12 protein-coding genes are annotated in these 20,612 nt (G+C 42.7%); 4 read left to right on the top strand and 8 right to left on the bottom strand.

Annotated elements, in window-relative coordinates; all coding sequences use genetic code 11:
- Nucleotides 1–165: 165 nt before the first annotated feature.
- The 5 genes from IEY67_RS01740 to nadB all read right to left on the bottom strand — a co-directional run bounded on the left by IEY67_RS01740 (nt 166) and on the right by nadB (nt 9,132).
- Nucleotides 166–1,797 (bottom strand): RagB/SusD family nutrient uptake outer membrane protein, encoded by a 1,632-nt coding sequence (locus IEY67_RS01740; protein ID WP_229800935.1) that lies wholly within the window; start codon nt 1,795–1,797, stop codon nt 166–168.
- A gap of 11 nt (nt 1,798–1,808) precedes the next feature.
- Complete coding sequence (locus IEY67_RS01735; protein ID WP_229800934.1) at nt 1,809–5,126, bottom strand: TonB-dependent receptor; 3,318 nt, start codon at nt 5,124–5,126, stop codon at nt 1,809–1,811.
- 202 nt (nt 5,127–5,328) lie between these two features.
- Nucleotides 5,329–6,273, bottom strand: a complete 945-nt coding sequence (locus IEY67_RS01730; RefSeq protein ID WP_122353673.1) for a FecR family protein — start codon at nt 6,271–6,273, stop codon at nt 5,329–5,331.
- Between the two features lie 217 nt (nt 6,274–6,490).
- On the bottom strand, nt 6,491–7,342 hold the full coding sequence (locus IEY67_RS01725) for an SGNH/GDSL hydrolase family protein (protein ID WP_183670218.1): 852 nt from the start codon (nt 7,340–7,342) through the stop codon (nt 6,491–6,493).
- 215 nt (nt 7,343–7,557) lie between these two features.
- On the bottom strand, nt 7,558–9,132 hold the full coding sequence (gene nadB, locus IEY67_RS01720; RefSeq protein WP_122374717.1) for an L-aspartate oxidase: 1,575 nt from the start codon (nt 9,130–9,132) through the stop codon (nt 7,558–7,560).
- 201 nt (nt 9,133–9,333) lie between these two features.
- On the opposite strand from nadB, the gene IEY67_RS01715 reads away from it, so the two are divergent.
- Nucleotides 9,334–10,029 (top strand): TapB family protein, encoded by a 696-nt coding sequence (locus IEY67_RS01715; RefSeq protein WP_122353670.1) that lies wholly within the window; start codon nt 9,334–9,336, stop codon nt 10,027–10,029.
- A gap of 206 nt (nt 10,030–10,235) precedes the next feature.
- Here IEY67_RS01715 and IEY67_RS01710 read toward each other — a convergent pair whose 3' ends face one another.
- From IEY67_RS01710 to IEY67_RS01700, 3 genes are all read right to left on the bottom strand, one after another.
- Nucleotides 10,236–11,924: a DUF4091 domain-containing protein gene (locus tag IEY67_RS01710; RefSeq protein WP_183670220.1), complete on the bottom strand. Its 1,689-nt coding sequence runs from the start codon at nt 11,922–11,924 to the stop codon at nt 10,236–10,238.
- Between the two features lie 108 nt (nt 11,925–12,032).
- The gene (locus tag IEY67_RS01705; RefSeq protein WP_183670222.1) at nt 12,033–14,057 is read right to left on the bottom strand and encodes a RagB/SusD family nutrient uptake outer membrane protein; all 2,025 of its coding nucleotides are present in this window, start codon (nt 14,055–14,057) and stop codon (nt 12,033–12,035) included.
- 11 nt (nt 14,058–14,068) lie between these two features.
- Nucleotides 14,069–17,269, bottom strand: coding sequence for a SusC/RagA family TonB-linked outer membrane protein (locus tag IEY67_RS01700; RefSeq protein ID WP_183670224.1), 3,201 nt, complete (start codon nt 17,267–17,269; stop codon nt 14,069–14,071).
- 1,109 nt (nt 17,270–18,378) lie between these two features.
- On the opposite strand from IEY67_RS01700, the gene IEY67_RS01695 reads away from it, so the two are divergent.
- The 3 genes from IEY67_RS01695 to lpdA are packed head-to-tail and all read left to right on the top strand — an operon-like array spanning nt 18,379 to nt 20,560.
- Entirely contained in the window at nt 18,379–18,765 is a 387-nt protein-coding gene (locus tag IEY67_RS01695; RefSeq protein WP_122374721.1) for a hypothetical protein, read from the top strand.
- Nucleotide 18,766: 1 nt separating this feature from the next.
- Nucleotides 18,767–19,192 (top strand): PH domain-containing protein, encoded by a 426-nt coding sequence (locus IEY67_RS01690; protein ID WP_122374722.1) that lies wholly within the window; start codon nt 18,767–18,769, stop codon nt 19,190–19,192.
- A gap of 21 nt (nt 19,193–19,213) precedes the next feature.
- Complete coding sequence (gene lpdA / locus IEY67_RS01685) at nt 19,214–20,560, top strand: dihydrolipoyl dehydrogenase (protein ID WP_183670226.1); 1,347 nt, start codon at nt 19,214–19,216, stop codon at nt 20,558–20,560.
- Nucleotides 20,561–20,612: the final 52 nt, after the last annotated feature.

Raw genomic sequence — 20,612 nt, 5'->3', positions numbered from 1 at the left:
TTCTATTTTGATAAACTGTTTTTATAAAGCATTACATTAGTTTTCCTTATGGGGATATAGAGATTAACATTTTTCACATGTTCGGGACGCTTATAAAGTTCTAAGGACTGTATTAGAATACTACAGTCCTTAGATTAAACATATTTTTCAGAGTTAAAACTGAAACTATTTTATCTCATAACCGGAGTTTTGTTCCAGGCTATTATTACTTCTTTGAATTTCAGAAAAAGCAATGGGTAAGCGATAAAATGCATCTTTCCATTCATTTTTCCGGGAATCCTGAGTCAATTTATGGCGATTATAAGTTAATGTTCCATCATTATTCTTTATGATCTCTTGACCCATAATATGAGTAGTTTCTGTTTTTTCAGCAATCTTCCAACGACGTACGTCAAAATAACGATGTCCTTCAAACGCAAGTTCGATCATACGCTCGTGGTATATTTTATTCAGCAATTCCTCTCCAGTGGCTGTTACAGGAGGCATTTTTACTCCTTCACGACCTCTTACCTTATTAATGTATTCACGTGCAAGATCTTCATTTCCCAAATGATATTGAGCTTCTGCATAATTGAGATACATTTCAGATAACCGGAATAACGGGAAAGGACCTGTATAATGTTGGGTTTGTGAAATGCCTTTATCTTCCTCTATGAATTTTCTTATATAGTAGCCAGTCATGGTGGCATCCTGATTTGTTACATCATAACCTCCTTTATAAGTTTCTATTTTACGATCCATAAAATCAGCACCATTATAATAGATCGATGCATAGAAACGAGGGTCTCTGTTCACATAAGGATTGGATGGGTCGTACATCGATTTAGGATTGATTGTTCCCAACTCGCTATCGGTAACCGGTACTTCACCGTCTATTGTTTCGTAAGCATCCACTATATTCAAAGAAGGAACTGCCAATGCGAGTCCACTATTACCCGCAGTACCAATATAAAAGGTCAACTGACAGTAATAGGTCTCACTGAATTCTTTTGCGAATATAAATTCACTGCAGTTTACATCCAGGAACATTTTCTGATAGTCTGCTGCCAGCGTATATCCTTTGTCAAAAAGAGCTGCAGCAGCATCAGCTGCTCTCTGCCATTTCTGCTTATCATTGCTCGGATTATTCAATATACTTGCATCATAGAGTAATACTCGTGATTTAAGTGCGCGCGCAGCATTTCCACTGGCTCTGTTTCTTTCTGAAGGTCTGTCAGGAAGGTCAGCTATCACTTCATCCAGATTCTTAACTATATAGGTAACACATTCATCCCATGTGTTTCTTTCTACCTGTGACCAGTCACTATTGATGTCAAATGCTTCCTCTATAATAGGAACACCACCATATGCCCAGATCAGTTTGGCATAAATATAGGCACGTATGAATTTCATCTCGGCAATAAGTTCTTTTTTTACTGAATCATCAATTGATGATTCCCCTATGTTATTAAAGAACACATTAATATTATGGATGAATTTATACGAATTATCCCATACATGTAGTATATTATTTAATGAACCTACATTATCGGCTGTCAATATATTTTCCCGGATAAGATCACAGCCTCCTTCATTGTATTTGGAGAAAATATCATCTCCAAAATACATTATTTTATAATAATTATCTTTCGTACAAATGCCACTATATTGTTCATTTACAAACATTTTCAACAGGTTCTCATCCTGCCAGACTGCCGGGTCAGGATATCTGTCTGTTGGCGTTATATCAAGCACATCACTGCAAGAAGATAATAACATGATCCATGTTATGCTTACTAAATATATTATCTTTTTCATCATGTGTATTTTTAAAATGAAACGTTTACACCTAGATTTATTAATCGCATCGGATTCAAGTCCCATCCTCCATTGGCAACTTCCGGATCTATACCGAATTTGCTGGTATGGTCGATAGAGAATAAGTTCGTTCCGCTCACATATACCCGAGCTCTTGACAAACCGACTTTGGATATAATATCTTTAGGTATTCTATATCCTATTTCTGCATTTTTGAGTTTGAAGAAATTAGCGCTGATCTGAGTGAAAGTTGTTCCACCTATACCATATGCCGTACCTAACCGTGGTTTTGTTCCGTTCGGATTATCCGGTGTCATCGTATCTTCCGTCCACCACTGTAGTATATTTGCACCACCGTTTGATGTAGCCGGATTTACCCAGTCTTCACGAAGGTAAAAGACTGCCCGTGCCTGTCCCTGGAATCCTAACGTCAGGTCAAATTGTTTCCAACTGAGATTTATGTTAAGACCGTAAGTGATATCAGGAATATTGGTCATATCCTGACGAACCTGGTCGAGTGAATTGATTTCACCGTCTCCGTTGACATCCCGTATCTTGATGTCTCCGGCTACTGTTCCGGGTCTTTTGGGAACATCCGGATTGGCAATATCAGCTTCGCTGTATATTCCGATCGCTTCGTATCTTAATGCTGCACCAATAGGTTTTCCTTCTTCTTTCTGGTATATTTCCGCCATGGGCGTTTCATCCTTGAAAATTACTTTATTCCGGGCATAAGTCAGGTTGCCGGATACAGAATAAGAAAAATCTTTGGTGGGATCATCCCTGAAACCGAGCATCATTTCAACTCCTTTATTTTCGGTCTCTCCGATATTTTCATCAGGTAGGTTCAAACCTGTAAATGCCGGGATCGATGCATTACGCTTTGTCAGGATATCTTTTCTGTTTGTTTTGAACCAGTCAAAGTCAAATGTCAGACGGTTATTCAAAAATCCAGTTTCCAATCCGATATCGTATGTTTCGGCTTTTTCCCAGGTAATATTGGGGTTAGGCACATTTGCCTGAGAAATTCCTGAATATTGTGTTCCGTTAAAAACTGAGCCGTCTGCTAATGTATACATCGTCAGGTATTGGAATGAATCTTTGAGATAATCATTACCCATTTTACCCCATGAACCACGTAGCTTTAAATTGTTTAACCAGGTAATATCCTTCATGAAATTTTCTCTGGATATTGTCCAACCTCCTGAAATCCCAGGGAAGAATCCAAACCGTTTTCCGGAAGGGAAGTTGTGGGAACCGTCATATCTGAACTGGAATTGTAGCATGTATTTATGGTCATAGTCATATAATACACGTCCGAAATAGTTTCTTCTGGCTGTTTTTGAAGAACTACTGTGATTTGTCTGTGTATTGGCATCTCCGGCATTCAGTTCTTCTAACGTACCTGTAGGAAAATTTGTGCGTTTACCATCTAATGCCGTGCTTTTGGTTTGATTCTGTTCGAAACCGACAAAGGCATCCACTGTATGTACATCAGCAAATGTATTCAAATAATTGACACGTACATTTCCGTTGATATACTCAGTCCGTTTTTCCTCAATAAATAACTGAGGGGCAGAAGTATGACCCTTTAATTTTTCGTAAGTATTAGTACTTTCATCGTAACTATATACATAATATACATCTTCGAATTGTTTATAGTTCTGACCAAAATAGTCATAGGCTATACTTCCTTTTACCGATAGACCTTTCACCCAGGGTATCGATATGTCGATGGTGGATTGTCCGTTAAACACCCATGTTTTGGAAGCAGTAGTACCGGCATCTCCTGTAGAGATAACCAATGGATTATAATTACCCCATCCTTGATTTGTTGGATAATCTGTTCCAGGCCAGTATGCATGGGCTGTAGGAGCACTTAAACCAACCCAACTGTACATCCCGTTACCGCTGGCCTGACCATTATACGGTAAAGTCCGGTCTGTGTTTTTGCCGAACAAGTCAAAAGTAAGTTTAATGTAATCGTTTATTTTTGCATCTATGTTTGACCGGACATTGTACATGCGATTCTTCATAGAACTTTCTCTATAAGGAGAACCTTGATCCAGGAAACCTGCGGAAACAAGATAAGTTAAATTATCCATACCTCCGGTAAGTTGTATATTTGCTTTGTCCTGACCTGACCAGTTTTTCTGTACTACATCATACCAGTTTGTGTTAGGATAATGTAATGGGTCTGACCCATCGGCAAATTTTTGTATCTCATCTTCTGTCCAGCGAGGACTGATTCCTCTGATTTCATTTGCCAGATTCTGTGCTCTTGCATATGAAGCGGAGTTTGCCATTTTTACAGTCCGGGTAGGTTGTGTAAATGAATGATTATAAGAGAGTGAAATGGTCGGTTTTCCCACTTTACCACGTTTGGTGGTAATCAATATAACTCCATTTGCGGCACGAGAACCATATATTGCTGCTGAAGCATCCTTCAATACTGTGATCGATTCGATATCTTCCGGATCGAACCGGCTGAATATACCTCCTTCTTCGGAACGAACGACACCGTCAATAACATAGAGCGGGTCATTTGATACTAATGAGTTCTGGCCTCTGATACGTATGGTAGATTCGTCAGCTCCGGGTTCTCCGTTTCGTGTGTTAATGATAACACCAGAAAGGCGTCCTGCTAATCCGGAAGCCATATTTGCTGTTGGACTGAGTGAAATATCTTCAGATTTTAAAGATGTTATCGCTCCTGTAACCACTTCCTTTTTCTGAGTTCCGTATCCTACGACTACAACTTCATCCAATGCCTGTAAGTCTTCTTTCATGGTTACATTTAATGAAGTCTTATTTTGCACGGAAACCTCTTGTGTAAGATAACCGATAAAAGATATCTGCAATGTAGAAGAAGGAGAAACATTTAGCGTATAACTACCATCTATACCTGTTATGGTACCATTTGTTGTCCCTTTTTCTACAACATTTGCTCCAATGATGGCTTCTCCGTTCGAATCGGTTACTTTTCCGGAGATCTTTTTACCATTTTGTTGCTTTTTCATTTCTGCAGCATTCTTCATTAGCAGGATATTGTTGCCTTCTACTGCATATACTACATCTGAGTTCTTAAAAAGAATTTTCAGCACTTCTGCAACGGAGATATCCGAAGCCTTTAAGGAAACTTTTTGTGATAGATCTACATTCTCATAATTGTAAACAAATAGATAATCTGTTTGTGACTCGATCTGACTGATAATATCCTTCATGTGTGCATTTTCGGCCTGGATATTTACTTTAGTCGTCTGAGAATTGGCATTATTTGCCCAAACACTTGAAATACATAACAGAAATAATAAAAAGGTTAACTTCATAAGTCTGAATATGTGTTTAAAATTCGATAATAATAGGGCATACTTCTTCCCTATAGGTTTTTTTTTCATAACTTTGAAAAATCTAGAAAGTTAGTACTAAAATCAATTTGCTGTTGTGTCAGAGTACTGACTGTGATAACCGGGTTATGTTGGAGCATGATCCGGTTAATTTTTACATCTCATTTTTATCTCATAGGCATATTTATTTTATAGTTATTAGATTCAAATCACTATTTTTGGTATAGCTGAACTTATGTTCTATCTGCAATACTTTCAATACTTGCTCTATACCATCTTTGGTCCTGAATTTACCGGAATATCGACTGTTTAGGATCCTCTTATTATAAATTTTGATGTCAATATCGTAGTATAGTTTAAGCTTCTCAATGATTGTTGCAACTGATTCGTTATTGAAACAGATGAGTCCTTCCTTCCATCTGAAATAATCATAATCGGCTATTTGATCGATAATTAACTTGTTGTCTTTTAACTGGACGTGTTCTTTCTCCTTCATCCTGTAGTTGGATGGGAGGTTGGGTGAAGATAGCTCTATACTTCCTCTTAATAAAGATACCTCAAAATCAGAAGAGTTGGAATAGGAGGCCACATTAAATTCTGTACCTAACACCTGTATGTCCATTTGCTGAGTTTTCACAATAAAAGGTTGTTTCTCATTATGGATAACATCAAAATAGGCTTCTCCATTTAATTCCACCTGGCGGGTCCCTTTACCGAAACTGACAGGGTATACAAGTTTACTATGGGCATTGAGCCAGACTCGTGTACTATCCGGCAAAATCAATTCGGCGCGTTGTCCGGCAGGTACGTATAGTGTCTGGTACGTCGCAATACTTTCTTCGGTAATGTTGTTTGTTTCGAATAATTTTGTTCCTCCCCAGAATATGATCAGTATTGCTGCTATTTTGGCCAGTTCATAACCTATCTTTCGGAAAGAGATAGTTCTTTTTACCTTTTGGATATCGACCTGCTTATCCGGTTGATTCAGTAGGGAGATGTCGTTCAGTTTATGTAATGCCATAAACTCCCGGACGTTATTTTCGTCTGCATCTAACCAGTCAACGACGGCTATGATTTCTTCCGGGGTGACATTTCCTTCTACGTATCTTTGTAATATCTCTTTATCCATTTATAGGTCTACTAGTGTGTTCTATTTTTGTCTTGTATAGAAGAGACAACACAAGTTTGAAAATCCCTAGTAGGAAAATGAGATATTTTTCTGTTTTACTGTTTTTTTCTCCGACAGATGCCAGCAGGCAGTCAAATCATTGTTTTCTGATCGATTGATAATCAAATATAATGCCGGAAATGCTACACGAATTGTTATGTAGACACAACAATATACTTTAGTACTTGAAATCGGCAGGATATGCCAATAACTGATAAGCTAAAGCTTTAGCCATCCGGTAATGGCCTGCTGCATTCGGGTGGAGCCGGTCGGTTTTTTCGTTATGGAAATAAGGAGTTTGTGCATCACACATCGGATAAAGTCCACTAATACTGTTTAAGTCGATGACCGGTACTGCCCATACGTTGGATGCTTCTTTGATGACATTGACATAGGAGTCTACATATAATCCCGATTTATTAGGAAAGGCTTCTTCCGGCTGAATGTTATCTTTTCCGAAATAAGCCTGTGCACGATGAATCGGGGTCATCAAAATGATCTGCTGTGTGGGGAAATTCTCTTTCAGGTACGCCATAACATTGTTTATACGTCCCCTGAAATTTGTATCATCTGTCTGTGGGATGCGTTTAAGCCGTATTTCCCGGGAAGGACCAGCCACTTCTACACTGGTTTTTTTCGTGCGAAACCAATCTCCCAAAGGTATTCCTTCATTATAATCATTAGTTCCCGCAAAAATGATTATCGCATCTACCTGATTCCCCTTTTCTTCTTTCAGCTTTTTCGCCTGTTCCAGCACACCTATCCAATGATGGCCATTGATACCATAGACCAGTGCCTCCAAACCCAGCATCTCTTCCAGATATTGCCAGTAATTTTTTGTTGTCCCTACATGCGATGTATCTGTAATGGAATCGCCCAGGAAAGCGACCTTTTTACCCTTCCATTGGGTTTGTATGACTTCCGTTGCTACAGGTTCTTTTTGATGTGAATGTATAGCGGCGATACAAGGACTAACATTGGTTGACAAGATCAGGCCGGATAGTAGAATTGCAGAATATTTTGTGTTCATGGTATTAATAATAGGTGCTATTTTATACTTTCAGTTTGTTTACCAGTCATCTGTACGGAATGAAGAGAGAGGTAAGTTCCCTTTTTCCGTGAATATTTCAGTTGCTGAAGTATCATCGAAACAATAACATACGGCTCCGGTTGAGATACATAAGGAGAAAAGGGATAACTTTATCGCCTGTCAAAGCAACCTTTGCCGGATAGATCATGAAATATTTATTGTCCTTTTTTTACCGGCGGATAATCCAACGTATAATGTAATCCCCGGCTTTCTTTTCGTTCGATGGCCTGACGCATAATCAGATAACCGACATTGATCATGTTACGCAGTTCGCAGATATCTTTCGAGGCAACCGAACGTTTGAACAGGCTTTCTGTCTCTTCGTAGATGATATCCAGACGGTCCCAAGCGCGTTTCAGGCGCAGATCGGAACGGACGATGCCTACATAAGTGCTCATGATCTGCCCGACCTCTTTTACACTCTGGGTGATCAATACCATTTCTTCCAGGGAAGTCGTTCCTTCATCATTCCATTCCGGTATGCTTTCCTGGTATTTTAACGAGTCGATGATGCTCAGGCTGTGTTTTGCCGCTGCATCGGCATAAACGACTGCTTCGATCAGCGAGTTGGATGCCAGACGATTTCCTCCGTGCAGGCCGGTACATGAACATTCACCTACCGCATACAGGCGGTCGATAGACGAACGGGCGTCCAGGTCGACTTTGATACCTCCGCAAAGATAATGGGCGGCAGGAGCGACCGGGATATACTCTTTGGTTATGTCGATTCCCAGGCTCAGACACTTCTCGTAGATATTGGGGAAATGCTTCTTTGTCTCCTCCGGATCTTTGTGCGTGACATCCAGATAAACATGATCGTCACCGCGGGTATCCATTTCGTTCTTAATGGCACGGGCCACAATATCACGTGGAGCCAATGAAAGACGTTTGTCATATTTCTGCATGAATTCCTTCCCGTCTTTCGTACGGAGCACGCCGCCATAACCGCGCATTGCCTCTGTGATCAGGAAAGAAGGACGGTCGCCCGGATGGAACAGGGCAGTGGGGTGGAACTGTACGAACTCCATATCTTTCACCGTTCCTTTTGCCCGGTAAACCATGGCAATGCCGTCGCCGGTTGCCACCAACGGATTGGTGGTTGTCTGATAAACGGCACCGACACCTCCTGTTGCGATCAGGGTCACTTTAGAAAGGAAAGTATCGATCCGGCCATCCGGGTCCATGATATAAGCGCCATAACATTCGATATCCGGAGTCTGGCGGGTGACGGTAACACCCAGATGGTGTTGGGTCAGTATTTCGATTGCGAAATGATTTTCAAATACGGTGATATTAGGATGCTTCTGGATTGCCTGGATCAGGCTGTCCTGTATTTCGGCACCAGTGTTGTCTTTATGGTGTAGGATGCGGAATTCGGAGTGGCCGCCTTCCCGGTGCAGGTCGAAGTTCCCTTTTTCATCTTTATCGAAATCGACTCCCCAGCTGATCAGTTCTTTGATTTGCTGAGGGGCATTACGCACAACTTTTTCTACTGCACCACGGTCACTGAGCCAGTCACCGGCTATCATTGTATCTTCAATATGCTTGTCGAAATTGTCAACAATCAGGTTGGTTACCGAGGCGATACCACCCTGAGCGAAATAGGTGTTGGCTTCTTCCAGATTAGTTTTGCATACAAGGGCTACTTTCCCTTTATTGGCTACTTTAAGAGCGAAACTCATTCCTGCAATACCGGAACCTATCACTAAGAAATCGAATCTTTGTACCATAAGACATTACTGTTTAGAGCGCCAAAGTTAGGAATTAACTTTTATGGTTGTACCATTCGGGGTGCCCTTTCGGTTAAAAAGTCCCGAAATACTTATTCTTTTGCTATTTTTAAAAGAAAAGCCATAAACATTCGCAGGCTTCCTCTGTTTTAACAACGCATTGGATATCCGGCTTATTATTAATACTTAAACGTTATAAATATGAAATCTAAAGTTTTACTGTTAGCTTTAGCCTCTATGTTGGCAGGCGGAGCTATGGCACAAGATTGTACATTCTTTTTCCCGACGACAAAAGGTACTAAACTGGTGAAAAAGAGTTATGATGGCAAAGGCAACCTGTCAGGTGTGATGACTTATGTTGTGGATGAGGTGGAAAGTAAACAATCCGGCCTGGAAGTCGAAGCCGATTACGTGTTCACCAATAATAGCGGGACAGTTGTCGACAAAGGCGAACTGGAAGCTTTTTGCCAGGATGGCGAATTCTTTATGGATATGAAAGAGGTTCTTACTAATCCGTCTTTTGTCTCTACAACGAATACCGCAGTGGCAGCTACCGATGCTGTGATCAATTATCCGAGCGTATCGAAAGGAGCTTCTCCGGATGATGTGTATTTCGACGATGCAGTGATCAACATTTATTCAAAGAAGAATCGTAAGGACAGGAAGAACATCTCTATTTACGATCGTGAATATGTGAAAACAGAAGAGATCACTACTCCGGCAGGTACATTCGACTGTACGAAAGTAAAATTTAAAATCAAATCACGTTCTCCGAAAGAAACGATCGAGGGTTATGGTTATGAATGGTATGCTCCGAATATCGGAGTCGTTCGTACTGAACAATACAATAATAATAATGTATTACAATCTTATTCAGTACTGGAAGAGGTGAAATGATACAATGCGATTTTAGGAAATAAGAGAATTTACATAAAATATATTCCTTTTTGGGAATTGTTTGACCGGTTTAAGTGGATACGTCGTTACTGTGAAGTGGCGGCGTATTTTCGCTTTTTTTAATGATCAATTGAATCATAACAGAACTAAAAAATTCAGGAACGCGGATAACTCCGCGTTCCTGAATAATCTCTTGATACAACTATTTATTCCGACAACGCTTCCAGTATTTCTCTTCTTGTCTTCCGGAAATGACCGCCTTCCGTATCGTAGAGCGTCCAGTGAAAGACGGTCAGGCGGCACAGTTCTTTAGCCAGTTCCGGGTTTTTCCGTTCCAGCATCTTCAGTAAGGTATAATCGGCAATGCCGTCGCGCATGGCTTCCAGACGGATAGAACCGTATAACTTGCCATTGTCCGGATAGACGATCCAGCTATCCCCTCCGGGTAACGTGTTTCCGCTTTCCGTGTTCATCAGGGTTGTTTCTTTATAGGGATCGTTATTAGCAAACCATTGATTGAATCCCCAGTGCAGATACCCTGTTGCACCATATTTGAAGTTCAGCCAGTGGATTAACCGGGTCTTTATAAGCGGTTGCTCCAGGAAGCGGTTGGCAAAGTCTCCTTGCGGAGCCAGGCAGGTGTAAAACCATACTTCGTCGCCCTGCTTCTGTCGTTCGCGGTAAAAATCATATCCGTCTTTATAGAAGTTCAACTGCGGTACCCAGATATCCAGAGTATTTTCCAGGTCGTGCGAATGACAGGCCTCTATGATCTTGATCTCCGGTGCCAGTTGTTTGATAAACCGGGCAATCTCGACATAACTTTTTATATTGGAGCTGATCGGTTCGTCCGCAATGTGCTGGGCATAGATTTCTCCCATTTGCTGCTCTTTCAGATGAGCCGTTAATGAAGGGATGAACTGTTTGTAGAAGTTTTGTGCCCGGGGAGAAGACATCGGGTATTGTACCCGGGTCTTTTTGCCGTCTTTATATTCCGGAACATAGGGTTCGAACTGGCTGTCCCAGTTGCCGGTGCGTCCCGCTATATGTCCGCCTTCGATCATCTTTAGAGCACCCGCTTCTTTGAATATAGAGACCATCTTGTCGAACTGGGTGTAATCGAATGTATATATCCCGTCTTTCTCTGAAAATTCAACGTATTGCAAGGGGGAGATCAGGATGACATTGGAATAGCATTCTTTCAGTTTCAGGGCTAATTCCTTGATCATATCCCAGTAAACGGGGGAGTAAAGTTCTACCTCTTTTCCACCGTTAAATATCTTCATTTTCTCAGGTGAAGTACCGAACCAGTTGGTCACCCATAAAGAAGGTTCTTCCATGACGACCGGATATACTTTGATCTGTATCTCTTTCTCCTGGCGGAAGAGTTTGCCGCCAGCTTTGCCTGTTAACCGGAACGTCGCTTTATAGTCGCCGGGTGCGGCATCTGAAGGGATGTTTGCCGTCAGCCAGATAGGCTGTGCCATGTCCCGTTCCACATTCCACCGGTCTTTTTCGATGATCGGGTCCGGATAGTAATAGGATAAGGAGGTGATCGCATCTTTTGCCCGGTCAGGAGTTTGGCGGCCTACCCGTACAAAATCGACAAAGCCTGAACGCACAGCCGGTAAAGTAACCCCTTGTTCATTCGTGAAAGGAGACACCTCTATCGCCAGGTCTTTCAATGTTGCAGCACTACGGACAACGAACTGAAATGTCGCATGTTCGCCTGCCGCCACTTCTTCCGTCTCGTTGTATTCCGGAAAGAAGTTTGATTCCCTGAATACTTTCAGGAAAGGATCTACCTGTGCGAAACTGATCGTATCTTTCGTATCCGATGTGTTTGCACATGCCATAAGTAAAATGCAGAAAGATAAATAGGCCAGATGTTTCATGGTGTATAGCTTTTAAACTTATGATTGACAAATTATAGGTAAAACCCAGTAAGGATTCTCCCGAATGCTTACTGAGTTTATTGAGTTATCGATGTATGTTGAAAAACTTTATTCCAGTGCGGATGCGCTGGCTACTGTCGGCCAGTACGGATTCTGATACAGGTTGGATGTCTCCAATCTGGAATCCGGAGAAGCCAGAGTCATTTCCAGGATGGAATAAGGACTCAGATAGTAGGCTTTCATCCAGTTATATCCGTTCCATACCTCGTTGTTTTCTTTTACTACACGGTACGGACGTATATATTTGCTGTCATTCCGGTTTGAAATGTTCGCAGAAGAAAGTCCGTCTTTCTGTTCGATCAAGGCAGATTCATTCGTCAGTTCACCGGCATCGTTCCTCTTCAGGTAAGCCGTGTTCTTGTGCATCTCTGTCCAGAAGTTGACACCTTCGGGAACGTACGGCCCCATGTTTTCCGAGAACAATGCATCGAACGAACGCCAGCGGATCAGGTCATCCCATCTTCTTCCTTCTCCGATAAATTCGCAACGGCGTTCACGGCGGATATTATAAAGGGTAGGATCTACTTTCTGTGAGCCGGAGTAAACGCCCCAGTCCGGTTCTTTGGAAAGGTCGGTCGCAGCGATCGTTTTCGTGAAATCGGCATCGATGCCCGCCCGCTCACGCAACTTTCTCCAATAAGAGGCCGCTGTAGCGTCGATCGATCCGTTCTTCAGGTAAGATGCTTCCAGATAGTTCAGATAGGCTTCGGCAGCACGTGCGGTTACGATACCGTTCGTACCCCGTACCCCGTTACGTATCTGTGCAAAATCGTAACAGAAGGATTTACGCTGACGGAAACCGGTACGGTCGCGATGTTCTGTCAGACCGACTACCTCCGGTGCGTTATAATATTGAAGCGAATCTTCATTTCCGAGCACAGTCGTTTCACCGAATAAGAATAACTGCAGACGGCCGTCGCGGTCTTCTTTCTGCTGGTCGATCGTTATGTCTCCCTTATAGCCTGAATTGGCGGCATAGATAGGCAGCCCGTTCTCCATCAGGAAAGCGTCGACGTAACTTTTCGTCATACCGTTGTTTCCTCCCTGCTGTATGTAAGCCATAAAGCCGTGGGTCACACTCAGGTCGGCATCGAAATCACGCCAGAGTATCACTTCATCCAACGTGCCCGGAGTCGGCATCGAGAACATTTCAAAATAAGGATTCCATCCGTAGATCTGGTTGATTGCCGGATTCATCACCATCGTGTTCTGTGTCAGTTCATGGTTGTCGGCTACTTCTTTCGCAGCGTTCATCGCTTCCGTCAGGAAGAAACTGACTTCACCGTCGATATTGAAGCTCTTCCCTGAGTTGTAAGCTTTGTCGGCACCCGGCCAACCTTGTTCTCCCGGAACACGGGGTGTCCCTTTGTGATATTTTTCAAATGTACCTTCATATAAGGCTACCCGTGATTTCACTAAATAAGCTAGTTCCTTTCCGATACGTACCTTGTTGAAAGCAGTACCGCTTTTCAGCATGGAGATAGCGCGGTCGAGGTCTTCCAGGATGAAACGCGCCACTTCATTACGCGGGGAACGTTTGCTCAACTCTACCAGTTCCGACGTTTCATCGACCGGTACGGTCGTTATGATAGGATAATCGCCATACGATCTTAAACGGTCGAAGTAAACCGAGGCACGCATAAAATAAATCTCCCCGATATAATGCCGGATATTTTCCTCCGTACCGGAGATACTACCCGCCTCATATTTCGGTAAAACTTGTTCCAGGAAATAGTTCATGGCACGTATCAGCGAGAAATCAGGGCTGCCGGAAGAGGGTACCAACCAGCGGTTGGAAGCAAAATAAGTCGTATTGGCTTCCCCTACAACCATATTGTCCGTGTTTCTGTCCGCATTCAACGGACCGGCTGCATAGGCATCTGCATAACTGGGGATGATCGAATTATAATAGTTGATCGCATAGGCTCCCAGTTCTTCTGCCGAATTGAAGTATTGCTGGGGAGTAATACTGGAGATCGGCTCTCTGTCCAGAAAATCATTGCACGACGGCATCGACAGGCCGGCTGCCGCTACAATCGAATAGATATATATGCTTTTAAAATTCAGTTTCATGATCGGATAATTTAGAAATTAACATTTAAACCAACAGATATAGTTTTACACAATGGATACAGCTTGCCGTCTCCATAATCTCCGCCGAGAGTTTCCGGGTCGAATACGCCGGTAATGTCAGATATCGTAAGCAGGTTGTCGCCGGAGATGTAGACACGGACAGAAGACATGCCCGCCTTTGAAACCCATTGTTTCGGCAATGTATAGCCTACCTGGATGTTTTTCATACGGATATATGCTGCGTTCTGCAGGTAACCGCTCTGTACATATTGGTTTTTAGCTCCGTCAAAACTAGCCCGCGGGTAATAAGCGTTCAGGTTCGCTCCCAGAGGATCGTCGGCTCCGCGCCAGAAGTCCCAGTGTTCTGTGAACCCGGCCGATTGCCACATTCCGCCTGAAGCACCCCAGAAATACGGGCCGCTTAACCAGTAATCACGTTTGGCTATTCCCTGGAAGAATACGGAAAAGTCGAGACCTTTCCAGGAAGCATCCAGCGTTAAACCGAAGTTATAACGAGGTGTGCTGTTACCGATGACCTTACGGTCGCCCGGTTCGTCTACCGTATTGGCACCGCTGTTGATAACGCCGTCTCCGTTCAGGTCGGCATACATGATATCACCTGCACTCCAGCTGGCTCCCCAACTAGGCTTGTTATTGGCAAGGTGTGCGTCCATTTCTGCCTGCGACTGGGCGATGCCTACAGTAGTGTATCCCCAGATCTCGTTCAGCATTTTCCCGTTGTAGTGAGCGATATCCAACGATCTCGACTCATTCGGGTATCTGGTGATCTTCTGTTTGGCGTCAGACAATACGAATTTTGCTCCGTAGTTGAAATCACCGACACGGTCTCTCCAGGACAGTTCCAGTTCAAAACCGTACGACTTCATATCCGAGTTATTGATTTTCGGAGGGGAAGCACCCAGTACGCCCGGTAGTTCGGGAGCCGGACCGATCATGTCGTATGTGTAACGTGTAAAGTAGTCGAATGAACCTGTTAAACGGTTGCCGAGCAAAGCCCAATCCAGACCGACATCCCACGATTCGATCGTTTCCCATGTTTTTAAAGAACTGACGATACCCGGCAGTCCGGCTACGTTCGGTTTCGTTCCGTCAACCAGCCACGTACCTGTAGCAGTCCCTGTCGGCATTGTCTGATAGAAAGGATACCAGGCATCTTTCGTGTCCGTATTTCCCAACTGTCCCCAGGATGCTCTCAGTTTCAGGGTGCTGAAAAGATTCGACCAATCACTGAAAAACTCTTCACGGGCAATGTTCCATCCTCCGGATACGGAAGGGAAGAATCCCCAGCGTTTATCGCCGATGAAACGGGAAGAACCATCGTAACGACCGTTCAACTCGACCATATAGCGATCTTTATAGTTGTAATTGATACGTCCGAAGAAGCCTGCTACTGAGTTTTCCGCCCGGCCGCCAGTCACTTTCTGTTCCGATGTTGTCTGGCTCAGGTAAGGAGTTTCTCCTGAGATCAGCTTGTCGCCTCGTCCTGAAGTCGTATCGTATTTCGTTAATTCCGCGTTGAAACCGGCCATCACTTTGAAATAATGGTCATTGATCGTTTTAGAATAGTCGGTATAGATATTTGTTGTAAAATAATCTTCAGTATACCGGTATTCATATACACGGCTGGCCCCCGGTGAATAAGAAGCGCCGCCATCCCAGCTGACATAATACGGAGATCCGTCCGCGTAATAGGCGGAAACCGGTAGTACGGCGTAATGTTGGTTGTTGGTATGCGTACGCATATTGCCATCCACATTGATCGTCCAGTCTTTGATCGGTTCGAACTTCAATCCTATCTGTTGTGTATAGTAGTTTTTCTGGTGTGTCTGCTTACCACCATCCTGCATCTGGATCAATTCCATACCGTCGGTCAGGTGACCGTTGTCATCATATACCGGACAAGTCGGCCAGCGGCGGGCGATATTATGGAAGAACAAGCCAGTCATATAAGTAGGACGGCTGTAGTCCTCGCGTGTCCATTTGTTGGTGTAATTCAACGTTGCCCAATCTGTCAACTTTGCCGAGATCTTTGCGTCCATGGTGTAACGTTTGAAACGGTCTTCCCCGAAACGTATCAGACCCTGCTGATTCAGGAAACTACCGCTGACACGATAAGTGACTTTCTCTGATCCGCCGCTGACACTCAGATTGTGTTCATGCGAAGGTACCCAGTCGCGGTATACTTCTTTAAACCAGTTCGTGTTGGCATTCGCTCCTGAATACATATTCCATTTACCTTGTGCGTTGGGTGTCGAGACAGTCGATATTTTTCCAGCCTGGTAATCCTGGATACGCTGCATCACCTCGGCACTGAATACGGCACTTTGTCCGGCATTAGCTGCGGCTGCATTGAAATACTGGGCAAATTGATATGAATCCATCATTTCCGGTATCTGCAGTGCATCCGTGAAGCGGACGTTACCCGTATAGTTTACATTTACTTTTCCGGATTGTCCCCCTTTTGTCTTGATCAGGATCACACCGAAAGAGGCGCGTGAACCGTAGATCGAAGAAGAGGCGGCATCTTTCAATACGGAGATAGATTCGATATCGGCCGGGTTGATCGTGTTCATATTACCTTCGATACCGTCGATCAGGACCAAAGGGGATGAACCGGAACCGTCACCGATCGTACCGGCACCACGAATGTTTACATTCATCGTGTTATCCAGTGTTCCTCCGTTACTGTTCACCGTAAAGTTCAAACCGGGAACAACACCCTGCAGGGCTTGAGATACATTCTGAACGGGTCTCGATTCGATCACTTCCGCATTGACCATGCTTACGGCACCGGTCAAATTGACTTTCTTTTGTGTACCGAAACCGACTACAACCACCTCGTCGAGTGTTTGTGAGTCTTCCTTTAACTGTACTCTGATGGCATCCTGACCGGTGTATTTTACTTCTTGAGTAACATAACCGATAAAAGAGATTACGATGACGTCTCCTTTTTTCACGTTTGATAAACTGAACTTACCGTTCATGTCTGTGACGGTTCCGTTCGTTGTTCCTTTTACTACCACGGAAGCGCCGGTTACGGGACCGAACTCATCCTCAATGGTCCCTGTGATTTTTTCTGCCTGTTGCGTGATTGAAGTTTCAGTACCCACTTCAGAAGCATACACGTTTCCTCCGAAAGAGAGGGCTAATGATAGCAGCAGAAAGCTAACAGTTTGTGTTTTTTTCAGCATAATAGTGTCTTTAATTTTGTTTAAATTGAAAGCTTTTAACTCTAAGGTATCCCTAAGTTAATCAGTTGTTTACGCGTCTTGCGCAGCTCATTTCATACTTCTCCTCTATATAAGTTCTGATAGAACTTATTCTATTTATAAATCTTTGTATGAATGATGAGCCTATATGTTCTATGTTATAGAGGAATTATCCGGGTTGATATCATTTATATTATATATACAGTGCTTATTTTAAATAAATTATACAATCACTAGCCTTTGTTGATAAAATCTTGCGTTAAAAGATGAAATATTAAAAAATATATTATATATTTGTGCCGATAATAAAAATAGTTCTATCAGAACTATGATACTATTTTTAGGGCAATTTCTTTTCTGCTGCTGTACTCTGAAAAAAACACTCATCTCTTTTGCCATATATAGAATAAATCTAATAATTAAACTATTCCATTTTAATATATCACTGATATGTCAAAATGCTATTTTATCTTCTAATGGCTGGTTTGTAATGAACCGCTTATAAGATATTCGGATTTTGTGCTGTTCTCAAGAAGTTGAGGAATATCATAAAGATTTATTTACTTGGATAATGCGTTCAATTAGCTTGTTGTATTTCTGTTTATTGTCCCAGATTATATTCTTATGTGGTGAAATTGTAGTCATAATGTAATTTGGATGCTCTCTTTTGGTAGTCTTGTTTTAGATGGTTAATCCTGTTGAAAAACATATATTGTGTTCTCGTCTTGTTACTTTTTGATGCGTTTTTTGAGTGTAATTAACATATATTTCATTTAAAATGAATCACCAACTCATTTAAAACAAAAAATAATTCGTTTAAAACGAGTTTGCAAAAAAAATTGAAAAGGCTGAGGAATGGGTTTAGAAAGGATTATAGTTAATATATGTTTAATTGAATATTCTAAAAGGACTTTTTATCAGATGACTTGGTTACGAAAAGAGGCTTTATTCGAGTATTGTGTCATAAAATACGGTACTTTGCCTTTATTTTGTTATTTATGCTTTTATATGATGATATTAAAGCCCGTAAACTTTTTAATATGAGCAGAATTTCGTAATATTGCTTATTACTAACTTTAATAGATGAGATTATGGAAAAGCAGACGTTTAGAAAGAGACTAGTGACTCCAAAACATGTTGCGATAGCAGTTAGTATGCTTATCCTTTTTGGATTACTGTATTTGAATGAGATACGGCAGCCGGCAGCCTATATTCTGATCCTTGTTTTTATTGTGCCTGCATTATACCCTTATAAGATTGACAAGGGTTATCTGACACAGGGTAACTTTGTGGCAATCCCGGTAAAAGATATAGAGAAGTTATTTATCAAGCAATCGGGTAGCGTAGTAATCTATTATGGCAAGCCTTATAAAGACAAGGAGTATACCAACACCGTCCATCCGGTCGATACCGAAGGTTTTGTGGCTGCTTTACAACAAGTAAATGAAGAAATGACTATCTTGCGCGAAAATTCGTGAAATGGATAGAGTCTTTAAATCTAAGATCGGATGGTGGTACCATCTGTTGATTATTGTGTTGGCAATCCTGTGTGTCGTATCCGTACTGCATCAGAATGTTGCGGCAATTGTTAGTACATTAGTTGCCAGTGCGTTGACATTGCATGTATTTTTCAATACCTACTATGTAGTTACAACTGACGGAATGTTGTTGCTCCGCTGTGGTTTTTTCCCTAAAAAAGAAATCGCCATAGCTGATATAGAGGCGTTGCAACCGTCTATTCTTCCCGTTTTCAGTTATTCTTTATCTCTGGACCGGATCGTGATCTGGAAAGAAGGTAAAATGTGGATGCTGATATCTCCGCAGAATGAAAAAGAGTTTGTAAAGCTGCTGAAGAAGTTCAATCCGGATATCGAGATCAAACGCAATGAAGGAATCCAAATATAAAACTTAATTAAATCTGATAACATGAAATACGATGTTGCTATAATTGGCGGGGGACCAGCCGGTTATACAGCTGCTGAAAAAGCGGCAGCGGGTGGATTATCCACTGTGTTGTTTGAAAAGAATGCATTGGGCGGTATCTGCCTTAATGAAGGTTGTGTTCCTACAAAAACACTTCTTTATTCGGCTAAAGTGTATGATACCATAAAACATGCACAGAAATATGCCGTCAAGGCGGAGAACCCTACTTTCGATTTTCCTAAAATCATTGCCCGTAAGAATAAGGTCGTGAAGAAACTGACTGCCGGTATCCGTATGAAGATGACGGAGCATGGTGTCGTTGTCGTTAACGGCGAAGCGGAGATAAAAGGGCGTTCTGCCGACGGTACGATCTCCATTGTATGTGGAGAGGAAACGTATGAAGCTGCAAACTTATTGCTGTGCACAGGCTCGGAAACGGTTATTCCTCCTATCCCCGGATTGGCAGAAACCGACTATTGGACAAGCCGGGAAGCCTTGCAGACGAAAGAACTTCCTGCTTCCCTCGTCATTATCGGCGGTGGGGTGATAGGTATGGAGTTCGCCTCTTTCTTTAATAGCATGGGAACCGAAGTCCATGTGGTGGAAATGCTGGATAAGATACTGGGCCCGATGGATAAGGAGCTTTCTGAAATGCTTCAGGCTGAATACGCCAAGAGAGGCATTCGGTTTTATCTGGGGCATAAGGTGACAGCCGTTCACGGAGGTGAAGTGACCGTAGAGAAAGATGGGGAGAGTTTCGTGATCGAGGGCGAAAAAGTGCTTTTGAGCGTGGGGCGTTGTCCGGTGACGAAAGGGTTCGGACTGGAGACTTTATCTCCGGAACCTTTCCGTAACGGCATAAAAGTAAACCAATATATGCAGACATCTCTTCCGAATGTCTATGCCTGCGGGGATATCACTGCATTCTCTCTGCTGGCCCATACGGCAGTCAGTGAAGCGGAAGTAGCGGTTAAACATATTTTGGGCAAGGCTGGGGCCGGTATGAGCTATAAAGCAATTCCGGGTGTGGTCTATACCAATCCGGAAATAGCCGGTGTAGGCAAGACGGAAGAAGAATTGCAGGCGGAAGGAATCCCTTATATCGTGAAGAAGCTGCCGATGGCTTTTTCCGGCCGTTTTGTGGCGGAGAACGAACAGGGTAACGGCGTTTGTAAACTAATCCTCTCGGAAGACGAGACGGTGATAGGAGCGCATCTGTTAGGTAATCCGGCTTCCGAACTGGTGGTTATCGCAGGCATCGCCATTGAAAAAGGAATGACGGCCGAGGAACTGAAATCGATCGTATTCCCGCATCCGACAGTCGGTGAAATTATAAAAGAAGCATTATAATAAAACCTTTTATACATGAATATCCCGGTCACTCGATGAATGGCCGGGATAT

It is taken from the genome of Parabacteroides faecis (assembly GCF_014647375.1).
Classification (GTDB): domain Bacteria; phylum Bacteroidota; class Bacteroidia; order Bacteroidales; family Tannerellaceae; genus Parabacteroides; species Parabacteroides faecis.
This window is presented reverse-complemented; position numbering and strand designations above follow the sequence as displayed.